This is a genomic window from Nonomuraea thailandensis, from assembly GCF_024172165.1.
In the GTDB taxonomy this organism is placed as follows: Bacteria; Actinomycetota; Actinomycetes; order Streptosporangiales; family Streptosporangiaceae; genus Nonomuraea; species Nonomuraea thailandensis.
Genome location: NZ_JAMZEB010000002.1, coordinates 5,447,902 through 5,465,473, shown reverse-complemented (window position 1 = coordinate 5,465,473; position 17,572 = coordinate 5,447,902). Strand labels below are relative to the sequence as shown.

Annotated in this window: 13 protein-coding genes; 10 read left to right on the top strand and 3 right to left on the bottom strand. The window is 71.6% G+C overall.

Translation table 11 applies throughout. The features are described 5' to 3' along the window. Positions 1-12 precede the first annotated feature (12 nt). The 6 genes from HD597_RS28665 to HD597_RS28640 all read left to right on the top strand — a co-directional run bounded on the left by HD597_RS28665 (position 13) and on the right by HD597_RS28640 (position 6,399). A complete protein-coding gene (locus tag HD597_RS28665; RefSeq protein ID WP_253745959.1) occupies positions 13-1,719 on the top strand; it encodes an IlvD/Edd family dehydratase in 1,707 nt (568 codons plus the stop codon). 76 nt (positions 1,720-1,795) lie between these two features. Next, positions 1,796-3,460, top strand: coding sequence for a glucose-6-phosphate isomerase (gene pgi / locus HD597_RS28660; protein ID WP_372513413.1), 1,665 nt, complete (start codon positions 1,796-1,798; stop codon positions 3,458-3,460). Between the two features lies 1 nt (position 3,461). Then, a complete protein-coding gene (zwf, locus tag HD597_RS28655; RefSeq protein ID WP_253759513.1) occupies positions 3,462-4,829 on the top strand; it encodes a glucose-6-phosphate dehydrogenase in 1,368 nt (455 codons plus the stop codon). 67 nt (positions 4,830-4,896) lie between these two features. Continuing rightward, entirely contained in the window at positions 4,897-5,241 is a 345-nt protein-coding gene (locus tag HD597_RS28650; RefSeq protein ID WP_253745957.1) for a spore germination protein GerW family protein, read from the top strand. 7 nt (positions 5,242-5,248) lie between these two features. After that, positions 5,249-5,788, top strand: a complete 540-nt coding sequence (locus HD597_RS28645) for a cupin domain-containing protein (protein WP_253745956.1) — start codon at positions 5,249-5,251, stop codon at positions 5,786-5,788. A 5-nt stretch (positions 5,789-5,793) separates the two neighbouring features. Beyond that, the gene (locus HD597_RS28640) at positions 5,794-6,399 is read left to right on the top strand and encodes a LysE family translocator (RefSeq protein WP_253745955.1); all 606 of its coding nucleotides are present in this window, start codon (positions 5,794-5,796) and stop codon (positions 6,397-6,399) included. Here HD597_RS28640 and HD597_RS28635 read toward each other — a convergent pair whose 3' ends face one another. The 3 genes from HD597_RS28635 to pulA all read right to left on the bottom strand — a co-directional run bounded on the left by HD597_RS28635 (position 6,400) and on the right by pulA (position 11,747). Next, on the bottom strand, positions 6,400-7,122 hold the full coding sequence (locus tag HD597_RS28635) for a VIT1/CCC1 transporter family protein (protein WP_253745954.1): 723 nt from the start codon (positions 7,120-7,122) through the stop codon (positions 6,400-6,402). It lies immediately after the preceding gene. Positions 7,123-7,774: 652 nt separating this feature from the next. Next, positions 7,775-8,422, bottom strand: a complete 648-nt coding sequence (locus HD597_RS28630) for a hypothetical protein (protein ID WP_253745953.1) — start codon at positions 8,420-8,422, stop codon at positions 7,775-7,777. Between the two features lie 151 nt (positions 8,423-8,573). Beyond that, positions 8,574-11,747 (bottom strand): pullulanase-type alpha-1,6-glucosidase, encoded by a 3,174-nt coding sequence (gene pulA, locus HD597_RS28625; protein ID WP_308210978.1) that lies wholly within the window; start codon positions 11,745-11,747, stop codon positions 8,574-8,576. 317 nt (positions 11,748-12,064) lie between these two features. Between pulA and HD597_RS28620 the strand changes: the two genes are divergently transcribed. The 4 genes from HD597_RS28620 (at position 12,065) to HD597_RS28605 (ending at position 17,511) form a co-directional block, all read left to right on the top strand. Continuing rightward, complete coding sequence (locus tag HD597_RS28620) at positions 12,065-13,354, top strand: extracellular solute-binding protein (RefSeq protein ID WP_253745952.1); 1,290 nt, start codon at positions 12,065-12,067, stop codon at positions 13,352-13,354. Between the two features lie 3 nt (positions 13,355-13,357). Next, positions 13,358-14,347: a carbohydrate ABC transporter permease gene (locus HD597_RS28615; protein ID WP_253745951.1), complete on the top strand. Its 990-nt coding sequence runs from the start codon at positions 13,358-13,360 to the stop codon at positions 14,345-14,347. Continuing rightward, a complete protein-coding gene (locus HD597_RS28610) occupies positions 14,344-15,207 on the top strand; it encodes a sugar ABC transporter permease (RefSeq protein WP_253745950.1) in 864 nt (287 codons plus the stop codon). Before HD597_RS28615 ends, HD597_RS28610 begins: the two co-directional genes overlap by 4 nt. A gap of 63 nt (positions 15,208-15,270) precedes the next feature. Continuing rightward, positions 15,271-17,511, top strand: coding sequence for a hypothetical protein (locus HD597_RS28605; protein WP_253745949.1), 2,241 nt, complete (start codon positions 15,271-15,273; stop codon positions 17,509-17,511). The last annotated feature ends 61 nt before the right edge of the window (positions 17,512-17,572 follow it).

Below are 17,572 nucleotides of genomic sequence, written 5' to 3'. Positions count from 1 at the left end.
AGGGTGCCGAACATGGAGTTCAGGAGTTCGCGCTGGTATTCAGGAAATGACCGAAACTCCTACATCCACCGGGCCTGGATGCGGCGCGGCCTGCCGCGCGAGGCGTTCGAGGGCGGCAAGCCGCACATCGCCATCGCCAACACCGCCTCCGACCTCACCCCCTGCAACTCCCACCTGAACGAGGTGGCCCAGAGCGTCGCGCACGGCGTGTGGGAGGCCGGGGGAGTGCCGCTCGACCTGCCGGTCGTCTCCCTCGGCGAGACGAACGTGCGCCCCACCGCCATGCTCTGGCGCAACCTCGCCGCCATGGCCACCGAGGAGATGCTGCGCGCCAACCCCATCGACGGGGTGGTGCTGCTCGGCGGCTGCGACAAGACGATCCCGTCGCTGCTCATGGCCGCCGCCTCCGTCGACCTGCCCGCCGTCGTGGTGCCGGGCGGCCCCATGCTGACCGGCCACTTCCGCGGCGCCCCGCTCGGGTGCGGCACCGACGTGTGGCGGCTCAGCGAGGAGGTGCGCGCGGGCACCCTGTCGCGCGAGGCGTTCCTGCGCTCCGAGTCGTCCATGATCCGCAGCCGCGGCCACTGCAACACGATGGGCACCGCCTCCACCATGGCCTGCATGGCCGAGGCGCTCGGCATGACCCTGCCCGGCACCGCCGGCACCCCCGCCCCCGACAGCCGCCTGCTCGAGCTCTCCCACGAGAGCGGCCGCCTGGCCGTCGAGCTCGTCCTGCGCGACCGCCGCCCCAGCCAGGTCATGACCAGGGGCTCCTTCCTCAACGCCATCGTCACCCTGGCCGCCGTCGGCGGCTCCACCAACGCCGTCGTCCACCTGCTGGCCATCGCCGGGCGGCTCGGCGTCGAGCTGAGCCTGGACGACTTCGACCGCACCGGCTCCGGCGTGCCGCTGCTGGTGGACCTGCAGCCGGCCGGCCGTCACCTCATGGACGACCTGTTCAGGGCGGGCGGCCTGGCCGCCGTGCTCAAGGAGGTCGAGGACCTGCTCGACCCCGGCGCGATCACCGTCACCGGGCGCCCCCTCGCCGAGCACCTCGACGGCGCCGAGATCTGGGACGAGGACGTCATCAGGCGCCGCTCGAACCCGCTGCTGCCCGACGCGGGCATCGCCGTGCTGCGCGGCAACCTCGCCCCCTCCGGCGCCGTGATCAAGCCCGCCGCCGCCTCGCCGGAGCTGCTGCGCCACCGCGGCCGCGCCGTCGTCTTCGACAGCGTCGAGGACGTCCACGCCCGGCTCGACTCGCCCGGCCTGGACGTGGACGAGACCTCGGTGCTGGTCCTGCGCGGCTGCGGGCCCAAGGGCTACCCCGGCATGCCGGAGGTCGGCAACCTGCCGCTGCCCGCCAAGCTGCTGGAGAAGGGCGTGCGCGACATGGTGCGCATCAGCGACGCCCGCATGAGCGGCACCGCGTACGGCACGGTCGTCCTGCACGCCGCGCCCGAGGCGGCGGCCGGCGGGCCGCTGGCCAGGGTGCGCACCGGCGACCCGATCGTGCTCGACGTGGCCGCCCGCCGGCTCGACGTGGACATCCCCGACGCCGAGCTGAACGCGCGCGAACCGGTCATGACCGGGCACGCCAGGCCCGTGCGCGGCTGGGAGCGCCTCTACGTCGAGCACGTCCTCCAGGCCGACCGCGGGGTGGACCTCGATTTCCTCGCCGGTTCTGGCGGCGACCACGTGGGACGCGAATCCCACTGAGCGTCTAAAGACTCCGCTCCGCCATGCGCGGAATCAACGGCGGGGGGTAGGCAGTTACGGGACGATGGAACCAGGCATGATCGGTTTGGCGACGCGAGGAGGAAGACGCGTGAACGGCGACATCACCCAGAGCCAGGAGTGGGCGGCCCTGGGCAAGCACCACGAGGAGCTGGCGGGCAGGCATCTGCGTGAGCTGTTCGCGCAGGACCCGGGCCGGGCGCGGCGCATGACGGTGACCGCCGGCGACCTCTACCTCGACTACGCCAAACACCGCGCCACGCAGGAGACCATCGACCTGCTCACCGCGCTGGCCGAGCGGGCGGGGCTGCGCGAGCGCATCACGGCCATGTTCTCCGGCGAGCACATCAACGTCAGCGAGGACCGCGCCGTCCTGCACGTCGCGCTGCGCCTGCCGCGTGACGCCGAGCTGGTCGTGGACGGCCAGGACGTCGTGGCCGACGTGCACGCCGTGCTCGACAAGATGAGCGCCTTCTCCGACCGGGTGCGGTCCAAGGAGTGGAAGGGCGCCACCGGCAAGCCGATCGAGACCGTCGTCAACATCGGCATCGGCGGCTCCGACCTCGGCCCCGCCATGGCCTACGAGGCGCTGCGCGACTACGCCGACGCCGGCATCGCGGCCAGGTTCGTCTCCAACATCGACCCGGCCGACATCACCGGCAACCTCGCCGGCCTCGACCCCGCCACCACCCTGTTCGTGGTCAGCTCCAAGACCTTCACCACGCTGGAGACGCTCACCAACGCCCGGGTCGCGCGCCGCTGGCTGGTCGACGCGCTCGGCGAGGACGCCGTCTCCAAGCACTTCGTGGCCGTCTCCACCAACGCCGCCAAGGTCGCCGAGTTCGGCATCGACACCGACAACATGTTCGGCTTCTGGGACTGGGTGGGCGGCCGCTACTCCTACGACGGCGCCATCGGCCTGTCCCTGATGATCGCCATCGGGCCCGAGCGGTTCCGCGAGATGCTGGCCGGCTTCCACACCGTCGACGAGCACTTCCGCACGGCCCCGTTCGAGGCCAACATGCCGGTGCTGATGGCCCTGCTCGGGATCTGGTACACCGACTTCTTCGACGCCGAGACCCGCGCCGTCCTGCCCTACAGCCAGCGGCTGCACCGCTTCCCCGCCTACCTGCAGCAGCTCACGATGGAGTCCAACGGCAAGTCCGTGCGCGCCGACGGCACCCCCGTCACGGCCAAGACCGGCGAGATCTTCTGGGGCGAGCCGGGCACCAACGGCCAGCACGCCTTCTACCAGCTCCTGCACCAGGGCACCCGGCTCGTTCCGGCCGACTTCATCGGCTTCGCCGAGCCGCACGACGACCGCGAGGGCATGCACGACCAGCTCACCGCCAACCTCTTCGCCCAGACCACGGCGCTGGCGTTCGGCAAGACCGCCGAGGAGATCGCCGCCGAGGGCACCGCGGCCGAGATCGTGCCGCACAAGGTGATGCCGGGCAACCGTCCCACCTCCACGATCCTGGCGCCCAGGCTCACCCCGTCCACGCTGGGCCAGCTCGTCGCCCTCTACGAGCACATCGTGTTCGTCGAGGGCACGATCTGGGGCGTCGACTCCTTCGACCAGTGGGGCGTCGAGCTGGGCAAGAAGATGGCGCTCGACCTCGCGCCCGCGCTCACCTCCGACGAGCCGCCCACCGCCTTCCCCGACACCTCGACGGAGCAGCTGATCCGCAAGTACCGGGAGCTGCGCGGAAGGCGTGTCTGAGATGGCGCAGGCCGGCGCGCTCGTCCTGTTCGGCGTCACGGGCGACCTCGCGCGCAAGATGCTGCTGCCCGCGCTCTACCGCCTGACGGCCGACAGCCGGCTCGATCTGCCGGTCATCGGCGTCGCCAAGACCGACCTCGACCTCGACGGGCTGCGCGAGCACGCCCGCGAGGCCTGCGGCGGCGTGCGCGACGCGGCGTTCGAGAAGCTGGCGGGCAACCTGCGGCTGGTGGCGGGCGACTACCGCGACCCCGCCACCTTCGAGCGGCTGCGGGAGGAGACCGCGGGCAAGGGCTTCCTCGTGCACTACCTCGCCGTGCCGCCGGCGCTGTTCGCCCCCGTCGCCGAAGGGCTGGCCGGGGTCGGCCTCAACCACGACGCGCGGCTCGTGGTGGAGAAGCCGTTCGGGCACGACCTCGGCTCGGCGCGCGAGCTCAACGGCGAGCTGCTGCGTCACTTCGACGAGGACCACCTGCGCCGCGTCGACCACTTCCTCGGCAAGGAGCCGGTCGAGGACCTCATGGTGTTCCGCTTCGCCAACACGCTGCTGGAGCCCATCTGGAACCGGTCCCACATCCGCAGCGTGCAGATCACCATGGCGGAGGACTTCGACGTGCGCGACCGCGGCGCCTTCTACGACGCCAACGGCACCGTCCGCGACGTGGTCCAGAACCACCTGCTGCAGCTCCTGGCCATCCTCGCGATGGACCCGCCGCCGTCCACCGACGCCCGGGCCCAGCTCGACGAGAAGTGGCGGGTGCTGCGCGCCGTCCAGGCCGTCGACCCCGCCGACGTCGTACGCGGCCAGTACACCGGCTACCTCGACACCGACGGCGTGCGCCCCGGCTCCACCACCGAGACCTACGTCGCCCTGCGCGCCTACATCGACAACTGGCGCTGGGCCGGGGTGCCCTGGTGCATCCGCTCCGGCAAGGCCCTGCCGACCACCGACCTGGAGGTCGTCGCGGAGCTGCGCCGGCCGCCGGTGACGATGTTCGCCAACGGCGACGCTCCCGAGAGCCCCAACCTCATCCGGTTCCGGCTGCAGCCCGACGCCGGGGTGACGTTCGACCTGCTGGCCAAGGAGCCGGGCAAGATGCACGCCCGGCCGGTGCCGGTCAGCGTCGACTTCACCAAGGTGCTCGGGCCGATGGAGGCCGCCTACGAGCGCATCCTGGTCGACGCGGTCAGCGGCGATCCACGCAGGTTCGCCAGGTTCGACCTGGTGGAGGAGTCGTGGCGGATCGTGCAGCCGGTGCTCGGGCTGGACGAGGCGCCGCTGCCGTACGAGAAGGGGTCGTGGGGGCCGGAGGCGGCGGCGCAGATCGCCCCGGGCGGGTGGCACGAGATCTCCACGACGTTCGACTGACCGCGGGCCCCTGGCCGGGGCGTTCGACGGGGCGGCGTCCCGGGGTGACGATGGGGGGATGGACATCATGGAACTGGTGGAACAGTCGAAGGACGCCGCGACCGTCAAGCGCGTCTTCGGCGAGCCGATCCAGCACGGCGACATCGTCGTCATCCCCGTCGCCAGGGTCGCCCAAGGGGGCGGCGGAGGCCAGGGCCAGGGCAAGGGCGAGAAAGGCGAGGAGGGAGGAGGCAGTGGCGGCGGCTTCGGCTTCGGCGCCACACCGGCCGGCGTGTTCGTGCTCAAGAACGGCGACGCCCTGTGGCGGCCCGCCGTCGACGTCAACCGCATCGTCATCGGAGGACAGCTCGTGGCGGTCGTGCTGCTGCTGACCCTGCGGACCATCTTCAAGAAGCGCCGCCGCAGGCGCTGACGCATCCGTGCTGATCGACCTGCTCGATGACGCCGAGCTGCCCGGCCATCCCTTCCTGGTCCCCGGCTCCAACCTCCCGGTACGGCTGGCGAGGCTGGGCGGCTCGGCCACGCTCGTCCGCTTCCCGCCCGGCTGGGTGCGGCCCGAGCGCGGCCACTACCTGGCCGGGGAGGAGTTCGTGCTGCTGTCGGGCGAGCTGCACGTCTCGGGCATCACGTACCTGCCGGGGCAGCACGGCTGGCTGCCCGCCGGCACGCTGCGCCATTCGAGCGCGGCCCCGCACGGCGCGCTGGCGTTCGTCTCCTTCTCGGGCCAGGCCACCTGGGTCCGCAGCGACCGCGACGAACCCGACGGCCCGGCCCGGCGCACGCCCCTGGAGAGCGTCGTCATCCCGCGCGGCGGCCTGCCGCTCACCCCGCACTCCGCCCTGCTCGACACGCCGATCCCGCTCGAGCGCGACGCCGAGGTGATCACGGTGCCGACCTGGACGTGGGAGCGGTCCGCCTTGATCCCGGAGGGCCGGGTGCTCGTAAGGTGGACGCCATGACAGCTATGGCGCAGATCGCGGCTTTCGGCGTGATCGTCGTGTACGGGGCGATGTCACCCGGCCCGGATCTCGTGGTGGTGGTGCGCCGCTCGGCTGTCTCGGGGCGCGGGCACGGCATGGCGGCAGCGGCGGGAGTCGCGGTTGGGGCGTTCGCCTGGGCGGTGGCCGCCGCCGGCGGCGTCGGGGAGCTCTTATTCGGGGCGTTCACTGCGGTGAAAGTGGCCGGAGCCGCCTACCTGTTCTTCCTCGGAGCCAGGTCGTTGTGGAGGGCCTGGCGCGGTAGCGAGGCGCTGCGGCTGGACGCCCCTGCCCGCGACGGGCGAGGCTCGTGGGCGGCCTTCACCGAAGGGCTGCTGACGACAGTGCTCGATTGGAAGGCGGCGCTGTTCTTCATGGCCCTCGTGCCGCAGTTCCTCGGCGGCGATGTCTCCGTGCCGACGCTCGGCGTGGTGGCTCTGGTGAGCACAATCGCGTGGTTCCTGCTGGTGGCATGCCTCGTGGGCCTCCTCCACGAAGTGTTCGCCATACCGCTCATCCGCCGGGCGGTGGACGGCCTGGCGGGTGTCACCCTCATCGGCCTTGGCACCGTACTGGCCTTCACCCGCCCATGACTAGGAGACGGTGACGCCGAGCAGGTGTCCCAGGCCGAACGTGACGGTCGCGGCTCCCACGCCCAGCGCGAGCTGACGCAGCCCGCCCAGCCACCACGGCCGCGCCGTCATCACCGCCACCGCGGCCCCGAACCCGAACAACGCCACCACGCTCAGCACCAGCGCCACCATCAGCCCGGACGCCCCGAACAGGAACGGCGCCAGCGGCACCAGCGCCCCGGCCGCGAACGCGCCGAACGACGACGCGGCGGCCACGTAGGGGGACGGCAGGTCGTCCACGTCCACACCCAGCTCCTCGCGCACGTGCACCCGCAACGCCTGCTCGGGATCGGCCGACAACCCCGCCGCCACCCGCTCGGCCAGCTCGGGGTCCAGCCCCCGCGCCCGGTACAGCGCCGCCAGCTCGGCCTGCTCGCCCACGGGGTTCCTGGCCAGCTCCCGCCGCTCGACGGCGATCTCGGCACGCATCAGCTCGGTCTGCGACTTCACGGAGGTGTACTCGCCGGCGGCCATGGAGCACGCGCCGGCGATCAAACCGGCGAACCCGGCCAGCACCGCTCCCTGCCCGGCCCCTGCCGCGCCGACGACTCCGGCGATCAGGGCAAAGTTGGAGACCAGGCCGTCCATGGCGCCGAACACCGCCGGTCGCAGCCAGCCGCCGGTCACGTCGCGGTGGCTGTGGTGGTGTTCTGCAGATTCCGGGCGGACTAGCTCGATAGTCATCAAATCCTCCGAATAGTGATCCCTTTCCTTAAATCTGGCATATCGAACAGGGGTTCGCAACGAAGGAAAGGCTAGCCTGACCTGCAACGAGTTGCATAACGTGAATACACGTTCGCTTTGAGTGGTGATCCAGGTCAAGCGATGGCAATGTCGTCCCGTCACTCATCGTGATCGCGCGAACGCGGATGGCCGCGAGGGATCATGGCGTGCGAGTCGGCATATGGAAGGTGGCGGCCACGACATGAGTGCTCAGCCGATCGAGGGCTGGTTGGTCGCGCATCCGCCGCCCAGTCATACACTCCTGTTCCCGCTCGCCAAGGCCGCCGGTTACACCATCGATGACTGGCACGGCCTCTTCCCTGATGTCATTGCAGTGGCCGAGGCTGTGAGTCCCGGCGTCGGGAATCGGAAACGCGATGACGAGATCAAGCCACCCAAATACGCCCCAGCCGGGATCCCACCTTCATTCGTGTCGAGATCGAGGGTGATGGGGCTCCGTGGGTTGAAGTGTTCCACCTGTGTAACGGGCGCTACGAGCTCGCGACAGCGGCCAAAGCGGGCGAAGCGCTCACCTTGACCCAGCCGCTCCCCGTCTCCTTCGACCCAGCGATCCTGACCGGCCGCCGCAGACCCTGAGCGGCGGCCCAAGAGGTCAGACGTGTGCCGGTGACGTGACGGCCGGCGTGTCGGCGGTGTGCTCGCCGCGGATCAACGCGTCGCACTCGGCGATCGTCTCCTCCAGCAGCCCGCGCAGCAACGCGTCCGGATCGGCGATGCACGCCTGTACGATCCCCACCACCGCCAGCTGCACCGCGTTCGGCGCCGCGTACCGGCGGAAGCCCTTCTCGGTGATCCGGGCGGCCCGGCTGAAGCGCCTGGCCTGCTCGGCCGCGTGCGGCACCTCGTCCATCGCGCGCCGGCTGCGCTCGCTCAGCCGCCCCGACGGGGCGCCGTCGAGGCGGGCCAGCATCTCCTCCGCCGCCAGCACCGAGACCGCGAGCGCGAGCTGCCGCTCGGCCGCCGCCACCGGCAGGGCGGTGGTGGCGCAGCGCAGCGCGATGTGCGCGTCCACGCGCAGGTCGTCGCTGGCCAGGCCGATGATGGAGGGCACCAGCCGGACGAGCTTGGCCCGGCTCTCGTCACTGGTGTTGTCGTTCACCAGGCGGGCGAGTGCGGCCAGCAGCGGGTGCGTGCAGGCCGGATGGTCGCTCCAGCGCTCCCCGGCCAGGTAGGAGGCAAGCTCCATGAAACAGGCGCCGCGCTTCGGGTTGCGATGCCTGCCGCGGGAAAGGACCGGCATGTGATCAAGGTGATTGTCCACGGGTGCTCCACTGCTCCACGCGATCGCCGTCGCTCCAGCGCCGTTCATCCAGTCTGCGCCGGAGTGCGGCTCAATGCCAGTGATGCGGGGTGTTCTCGATGAACGTTCCCCCTACCCGCCCGCGTCACACTCACACGCCCACGAAGACGGCCACCGTGCGGGCCGGAACTGTCAGCGTGCCCGTGGCGGGGTCGAAGGACGACGTGCGGACGACCGGGTCGGCCGAGCCCGCCTGCACGGGGTGCAGCGTCACCTGCCTGCCCGCCGGCGACGGCATCGCCTGCGTGTGCTGCGACGGGGTCGCGTTGAAGACGACCGTCACCGACGTCCAGCGCGGGTCGAGCCCGCCGGTGTCCACGTGCATGGCGATCACGCCCTCCGCCGAGGCGGGGAACGACAGCCGCCGCTGCACCTCCTCCAGCGTCCCCAGCGCGAACGCCGGTGACGACGCCCTGATCCGCAGCAGCTCCCCGTATCGCGCGCGGGCGGCCTCGATGTCCGCGCAGCCGGGCCTCAGCGCCGGGTCGGCGAGCAGCGGGCGGGCGTAGGGCCACTTGGCCTCGTTGTCGGCCCGGGGCGGCAGGCCCGCGCCGAAGCCGTTGCCCTGCGCGCAGTCCCACAGCAGCCGGTTGAACCAGTCACCGGAGTCGTAGGAGTTGCGGTCGAGCGACTTCGAGCGCAGCCGCTCGGTGCCCGCGTGCACGAACGTCGTCCCCTGCGACAGCACGGCCGTGGCCAGCGACAACGTGTGCATGCGCACCCGGTCCGCCATCGGCGTGTCCTGCGGCAGCTTGTACGCCAGCGCGTCGAACAGCGTCTCGTTGTCGTGCGCGTCCACGTACGTCACCGCCTCGCCCGGCGCGGCGGTGTACCCGGCGGGCGAGCCGTTGTAGTCGATCTCCGAGCCCTTGGCGCCGGACGGCAGCACGTAGTCGCGCAGGTTCCCCGTCAGGCCGATCCTGACGATGTCGGAGTAGTTCGCCAGGCGGGCCCGCTGCTGCTCCGCCGTGCCGTTGGCGGGTGAGCCGTTGGGCGCCCCGGCCAGCCCGGAGCCGAAGCCCTGCACACGCGGGTCAGCGTCGAACGGGGTGCCGCCGCGCACCGCGTCACGCAGCCGGTCGGTGAACGTGCCGATGCCGGTGCCCGCCAGGTTCGCCTGGGTGGCCTGCTCGAAGCGGGCGTCGTTCGCCACCTCGCCGAAGTTCCAGCCCTCGCCGTACAGGATGATCGACTTGCCGTCCACGCCGTCATCGGCCAGGGTCAGCTCGTCGAGGGCCCGGCGGACGGCCAGCAGGTTCGCCTTCGGGTGGTGCCCCATGAGGTCGAAGCGGAAGCCGTCGATCTTGTACTGCTTCGCCCAGGTGACGATCGAGTCGACCACGAGCCTGCCCATCATCAGGTGCTCGGGCGCGGTGTTGGCGCAGCAGGTGGAGGTGGCCACGGCGCCGTCGTCGAGCAGCCGGTGGTAGTAGCCGGGCACGATCGGGTCGAGGACGCCGGTGGAGTGCGTGTGGTTGTAGACCACGTCCATCACCACGCGCAGCCCCGCCCGGTTGAGCCCGGCGACCATGCCGCGGAACTCCTTGATCCGCTCGTCGGGCCGGGTCGCGTACGAGCCCTCGGGCACCGTGTAGTGCAGCGGGTCGTACCCCCAGTTGAAGGAGTCCTTCGCGGCGGTGCGCGCCACGCACTCCTGCTGCTGCTCGGAGTCGGGCGGCAGCGCCGCCAGGTCGCAGGACGGCTCCGTCCGGTCGGCCGCCCGCTCGGGCACCGTGGCGAAGTCGAACGCGGGCAGCAGGTGGACGTGCGTCAGGCCGTCGGCGGCCAGCGCCCGCAGCGCGCGCATGCCGGCGCCGTCGCGCTGGAAGGCCGCGTACGTGCCGCGCAGCGCGGCCGGGACGGTGGCGTCGGAGGCGGAGAAGTCGCGCACGTGCAGCTCGTAGATCGAGGCCCGGTCCTGCGGCACCGCGGCGGGCTTGGCCAGCCGGTCCCAGCCGGGCGGCCGGTGCGCGGCGGCGTCGAGGCTGACGAGCCTGCTGCGCTCGCCGTCCGGGGTGACGTCCAGGCTGTACGGGTCGGTCACCTCGTTCGTGACGACCTCGCCGGCCTCGGGGGAGTAGACGGTGACCAGGTAGGTGTACTCCCGGCCGAGCCACGTCGGCAGGCCACGCACCGACCACACGCCCGTCTCGTCGTCGCGCCGCATGCGGTGTACGGTCCGCCCGCCCGGGCCGTACAGGGCGAGCTCGACCATGCGCGCGGTCGGCGCCCACAGCCCGAGCCTGGGGACGACCTGCCCGGACGGGCCGAGCGCGGCGGTGGCGGCCTTGGCGTACAGGTCGTCCAGCACCCCCGGGATCTGCACGCCGGTCGCGGCCACCAGCGTGCCGGCGGCGTCGCGCGCCACCGCCACGACCTGGCCGCGCAGCGCGTCGCGGACGAGGTCGGCGTCGCGCGGGTCCACCTTCAGCGCCGGGTACGCGGCCAGGTGCGGCCACCGGCGCCGCTGCTCCTCGCTCAGCGTGCCGGGCGCGAGCCGGATGAGCCGCAGGTCGCCGGTCAGGTCGCCGTCCTCGTACGCGATGCCGCCCGTGGCACTGAAGGCCAGGGAGTGCCGCAGCGACGGCTCGGCCCGCCAGGCCACCGTGTCGCGGTCGATCCAGTGCGCCCTGGCCTTGCTCAGGTCGGCGTCCGCGGCGGTGGCGGCGGGCCGCGGCAGCAGCAGCCCCTCGGTGCCGGCCAGCCGCCACACCTCGTGGCCCGACGCGGACACGTCGAGCGACTGGTCGGCGGGCAGATCCTTGTCGTCGCCCTTGTGGATGATGTAACTCAGGCTCTTCGCCCCCTCGGCGAGCGGCACCTCGAACACGGCCCCGAAGCCGTCGGCGCGCGCCGGTGGCAGCGGCGAGGCCCAGTCGGTGGGGGCGGCGGCACCGCCCCACACGTGCAGCCCCCAGCCGTCATGATTCCCGTCCGGGCGGCGGTAATGCAGGACGACCTTGTTCTCGGCGGCGGCCCTGGTCGGGTGGACGGTCCGCGTGCCGCAGACGACGTACGCCTCCGGCTGCGCGGCGGGCGTGAAGTGCTGGTCGGGGCCGGGGTCCTTGGTGTCGCCCCGGTGGATGACGTACCCGGGCGGAAGCGCCGCGTCCTTCAGCGGCACCCGCCAGTGCGCGCCGAAGGCGTCCACGCCGTCCGGCATGCGGGGGTTCGCCCAGTCGGTGGCCGTGCCGTCGGCGATCGCGTCGCCCCACAGGTGCAGGCCCCAGCCGTCGTAGGCGCCGTCGGGGCGGCGGTAGTGGATCGTGGCGTGCCCGTCGGCGGCGTCCCGGCGGGCATCCGGCCCGATCTTTGCAATCCTTTCAGGAAATTACTGAAATGAGGCAAACCCCGCTCTCACGGACAAGGGGGCTGACGCGCGGCGCGCGAGGGTTCACAATGGAGAGCGGCCCTCTGGTGAAGGGGTGTCACCAGCGCAAACGCCGACAGGCAAGGGGATCGCGCCTTGGAAGAGCTCATGTAACAACTTGCAGAAACCTTGCGTCGCCATCTAGAGATGAGCGTCACGTCGGCGTAACCTCCGGCTTACTCCGACCTCCGACTGAGCTTGAGGAGAAGGACATGCGACGACTCTTACCGTCCGCGGCGGCCGTTGCGGCACTCGTCCTGACGGTTTCCGCCTGTGGCGGCGGCGGTGGTGAGACCGCGGCTCCGCCCACCCAGGTTTCCGACCCGTCGAAGGTGAGCGGCGAGGTGACGTGGTGGGACACGACGCGGCCCGACAGCGAGGGGCCGACGTTCCAGGCGTTGATCAAGGAGTTCCAGGCGAAGTATCCGCAGGTCAAGGTCAACTATGTGAACGTGCCCTCGGACCAGGCGCAGAACCAGTTCCAGACGGCCGCCCAGGCCGGGACGGGCGCGCCGGACGTGATCAGGTCGGAGGTGGCGTGGACGTCGCAGTTCGCGTCGCTGGGCTACCTGCAGCCCCTCGACGGCAGCCGCGCCGTCGACCAGCCTGACGACTTCCTGCCCGGGCCGCTGAGCAGCACCGAGTACAACGGCAAGACGTACGCCGTGCCGCAGGTCACCGACACGCTCGCGCTGATCTACAACAAGCGCCTGCTGAAGGAGGCCGGGCACGAGGAGCCGCCGAAGACGATCGCCGAGCTGAAGCAGACGGCGCTCGACGTCAAGGCCAAGACCGGCGCCGCCGGCCTGGCGCTGAACGTCGACTCCTACTTCCTGCTGCCCTTCATGTACGGCGAGGGCGGCGACCTGCTCGACGTGGCCAACAAGAAGATCGTGGTCAACTCCCCGGCGAACGTGAAGGCCATGGAGACCGTGGCCGACCTGATCAGCTCGGGCGCCGCGCCCAAGCCCGCCACCACCGAGAGCTACGCCAACGCCATGACCGCCCTTAAGGAGGGCAAGGCGGCCATGATCTACAACGGGCCGTGGGCGCTGTCGGAGATCTACCAGGGCAAGGAGTTCAAGGACAAGGAGAACCTGGGCATCGCGCCGGTCCCGGCCGGCTCGGTCAAGGCGGCGGCACCCACGGGCGGCTGGAACCTGGCCATCTACGCCGGCTCCAAGAACATCCCGGCCGCCTACGAATTCGTCCGGTTCATGACCACGGCCGAGGCGCAGGCGAAGATCGCCAAGGAGATCAGCCTGCTGCCCACCCGCACCTCCGCCTACAGCAACCCCGACGTGCAGGGCAACTCGGACGTCGCGGTGTTCAAGCCCATCATGGACACCGCGGTGCCGCGCCCGTGGATCCCCGAGGGCGGGCAGCTCTTCCAGCCGCTGCTGGAGGGTTACCAGGCGCTCGTGGGCGGCAAGTCGGCGCCCGCGGACATGCTCAAGGGCGTCGACGAGCAGTACCGCGGGATCATGAAGGACTGGAGCTGACCGGTGACGGTCTCTCCTCCCAAGACGATGACCGCGGGTGAGGCCACCCGCGGTCATCGCCGCGAGCGGCCCGGGCCGCTGCGGCGCTCGTTCGGCACCCACTGGTACGCCTGGGCGATGGTCACCCCCGTGCTCCTGGTGATGCTGGTGCTGATCGGCTGGCCGCTGGCGCGCGGCGTCTACCTGTCGCTGACGGACGCCACCGAGGCCAACATCGGCCGCACCATCGGCGTCAACGTCATCCCGGCCAGTTACGAGTTCGTCGGCCTGGAGAACTACGCGCGGATCCTGACCAGCGGCGTGTTCTGGGACAAGCTGGTGTGGACCGTGGTCTGGACGGCGGTCTGCGTGGCCCTGCACTACGGCATCGGCCTGGGCCTGGCCGTGATGCTCAACCGCCGCCTGCGCTTCCGCTCGGTCTACCGGGTGCTGCTGATCCTGCCGTGGGCCGTGCCCGCGTTCGTGGCGGCCTTCATCTGGCGCTACCTCTACAACAGCGACTACGGCGTGATCAACGGCTTCCTCAAGATGGCCGGGCTGGGCGGCGTCGGCTGGCTGGACGACCCGACGACGGCCAAGATCGCGGTGATCGCCGTGAACGTGTGGATCGGTGTGCCGTTCATGATGGTCGCCCTGCTCGGCGGGCTGCAGTCGATCCCGGCCGAGCTGTACGAGGCGGCCGAGGTGGACGGGGCGAGCGCCTGGCAGCGGTTCACGGCGATCACGCTGCCCGGGCTGCGCCAGGTGTCGAGCACGGTCGTGCTGCTGGGCACGATCTGGACGTTCAACATGTTCCCCATCATCTTCCTGGTCACGCGGGGCGGGCCGGGCAGCGAGACGGAGATCCTGGTCACCTACGCCTTCCGCGAGGCGTTCACCGGGATCCGCAACTACTCCGGGTCGGCGGCCTGGGGTGTGATCATCCTGGCCATGCTGGTCGTGCTGGCCGTCGGCTACCGCCGTACCCTGCGCAGTCAAGGAGATCCCTGGTGACCGGCACAGTGAGCACCCGTACGCGCGGACGGGGCGAGCGCGGCCCGCTGGCCTCCATCGGCCTGCACGCCGGGCTGCTGCTGGCCGTCGCCGTCTCCCTGTTCCCCGTCGTCTGGCTGGTGCTGACCTCGCTCAAGCCGCGCGACAGCTGGCTGTCGACGGAGCTGCAGTTCTTCAACGACTCCTCGCTGGACAACTACACGCGCGTGCTGACGGAGACCGAGTTCCCGCAGTGGCTGCTCAACAGCGTGCTGACGGCCGGGCTGACCATGGTGCTGGGCGTGTTCCTGGCGGCCACCACCGGGTACGCGGTCAGCCGGTTCCGCTTCCCCGGCCACCGGTCGGTCATGTGGATGCTGCTGATCACCCAGATGTTCCCGGTGGCCATCCTCATCGTCCCGCTGTACAACCTGATGGCCGGGCTCGGGCTGCTCAACCAGATCCCGGGCCTGGTGATCGCGTACATGACGATCGCGGTGCCGTTCTGCGCCTGGATGATGAAGAGCTACTTCGACACCGTGCCGATCGAGATCGACCAGGCCGGCATGGTCGACGGGCTGACGCCGTTCGGCACGTTCTGGCGGGTGGTGCTGCCGCTGTCGCGGCCCGGCATCGCGGTGACCGCGTTCTACTGCTTCATGACCGCCTGGGGCGAGGTCGGGTACGCCACGGTGTTCATGTCGCAGGAGGACAAGCGCACGCTCGGCGTGGGGCTGCAGCAGTTCATCGGCCAGCACTGGTCCGACTGGGGGCTGATGACGGCCTCGGCGGTGCTCATCGCCATCCCGGCGGGCGTGGTGTTCCTGCTGGTCCAGCGGCACCTGATCACCGGGCTCACGGCCGGAGCCACCAAGGCCTGACCTACCCTTTGGTAATCGAACAATCACTTTGCGTAATCGTGGTCTTGGCTGGATCCTGGTCCCATGGACGGATTCCTCGACGAGACCTGCGGGGGTGTGACCGAGCTCCGGGTGCACGGCGTCTCGGGCACGCCCCCGGCCGGCACCCTCGGCCACCCCCATCCCCGGCTCGTCGCGGGCGACGGCACCACCGGGTTCTACCGGAGGTGGTGGGAGGGCGAGCGGCCGTCCGGCGACCATCCGGACGTGCCCGGCGTGCGCCGGAGGGAGGCGTACGCGTGGGGCAACCTCACCTCCGGAGGGCGCGCGATCGCGCTGTGGCTGCTCCTGCTGCCGTTCTCGCTGGCGAACCTGTCCTACTTCATGCTGCCCAGGCCCGCGCGGGGCGTACGGCTGCGGCACGTGACCGAGTCGGCGCAGCGGCTGTTCGCGTTGCTGCTCACCGGCACGCTCGTCGGGGCCGTCACCCGGGCCGGCGTCGACCTCGTCGGCTGGCAGTGCACGGCCGCCGGGCGGGCCTGCGCCTACGACACCGCGCCGGGGTGGGTGCGCTGGCTCGCGGTGCTGTGGGGCGACGAGCCGTCCAGACGGCTGGCCGTCACCGCGCTCGTGCCGCTGCTGGTCGTGGTGCTGCTGTGGTGGATCGCGCGGCGCACCTGGCTGCGGGACGAACGCACGATGCCGCCCGAGACCCCGGCCCAGGGCGGGGTGCTGCTGGCCAGGCCGAGACTGTGGCACGGGGCGGCGCCGGTGTGGCGGCTGCGGGTCGTGCACGTGGCCTTCTCGATCGGCTCCATCGCGGTGGCCGTGTCGGCGCCCTTCGCGGGCACGGCCACCGGCCTCGCGCTGACCGTGGCCAACGCGGGCGTGATGCTCGCCGCCGCCGTGCTGGCCGCGCTGCCGTCCATCGCGCGGCGGCTGGATCCGCACACCGGGCAGCGGGCGCCCGCGTGGCTGACCGTCGCGTGCCACGCGCTGCGGGTGGCCGCGCCGGTGGCGTTCCTGGCCACGGCCGGGGCGGCGCTGGCGGGAATGCCGGCCCGCGTGACGGGGACGAGCGCATGGTTGCTGCCCGGCGTCGGGATTGGAGCGTTCCAATACGCGGTCACGGTGGCCCTGGCGCTGTTCATGCTGGTCACGACGGCCGCGCTGGCCCGCATGGACCGGCAGGGCGGGCACGGAGGTCGGGGGGAGGGGCGGGCGCTGGGCGGGATGGCCGCGTGGGTCGTGCTGATGCTGGCCGTGGGCAGCGCGAACGTCATGGCGCTCGGGCTGCTGTTCTGGACGGCCACGTTCTTCGGCGTCCCCGCGCACCCCGCCGCGGCGCAGCCCGTCGGCGGGAAACTGTTCCTCGACGAAGCCGTCTGGTGGACCGCGGCGCTCGTGCCGCTGCTGCTCGCCGGGCTCGTCGTCGTGGCCGCCGGGCTGTGGCTGATCCGCCGGGCGGAGGCGGGGCGGCTGGCGCCGGAGCTCAAGCCGTACTATCTGGAACGCGACGACGCCCGCGTGGTCGCGCGCACGTGGGCGCTGGCCTCGCTCACCGACCGCGCCGGGCTCGTGCTGGGGGTGCTCACCGCGATCGGGGTCGCCGGGTCCGCCGCCGTGACCGTGATCCACCGGCTGGGGCTCTTCACGCCGGACGGCGGCATCGCCGGGCTGCTCGCCTCGATGGGGAGCTGGGCCATGGTGGCCGTCCTGGTGGCACTGGTGGTGGTCGGGCGGCGCACCTACCGCGACACCCGGCTGCGCAGGACGGTCGGGATCCTGTGGGACATCTGCACGTTCTGGCCGCGCGCCATCCACCCTCTCTCGCCGCCCTGCTACACCGAGCGGGTCGTCCCCGAGCTGATGACGCGCGTCGGCCGGCTCGCCCCGACCGACCGCGACCAGGTCGTGCTGTCGGGGCACAGCCAGGGCAGCGTCCTCGTGGCCGCCCTGGTGCTGCAGCTCGATCCGGGGCAGCGGGCGCGCGTGCGGCTGCTGACCCACGGGTCGCCGCTGCGCCGCCTGTACGCGCCGTTCTTCCCCGCCTACTTCGGCGGTGACGGGCTGGGCGCCGTACGGGAGCGGGTGAGCTGGTGCAACCTCTACCGGTTGAGCGACCCCATCGGCGGGCCCGCCTTCCGCCGCGTCGATCCCCTCGCGGGCGGGCAGCGGGACGCGGTGGACCGGTTCTGCTGGGATCCGCTCCGGCCAGGGCCGGGGGAGCCGCTGCCCGAGACGCGGTGGCACTCGGGCTACTGGCTCGATCCCTCCTACGACGCGGCTCTGGATCGGCTGATCACCGTCAAACCCGCCGTCTGAGGCCTCGGCGCGGGTAGGGTGGCCCGCGTTCCGAATCGATCGTCGCATCCGGATGGGGGCC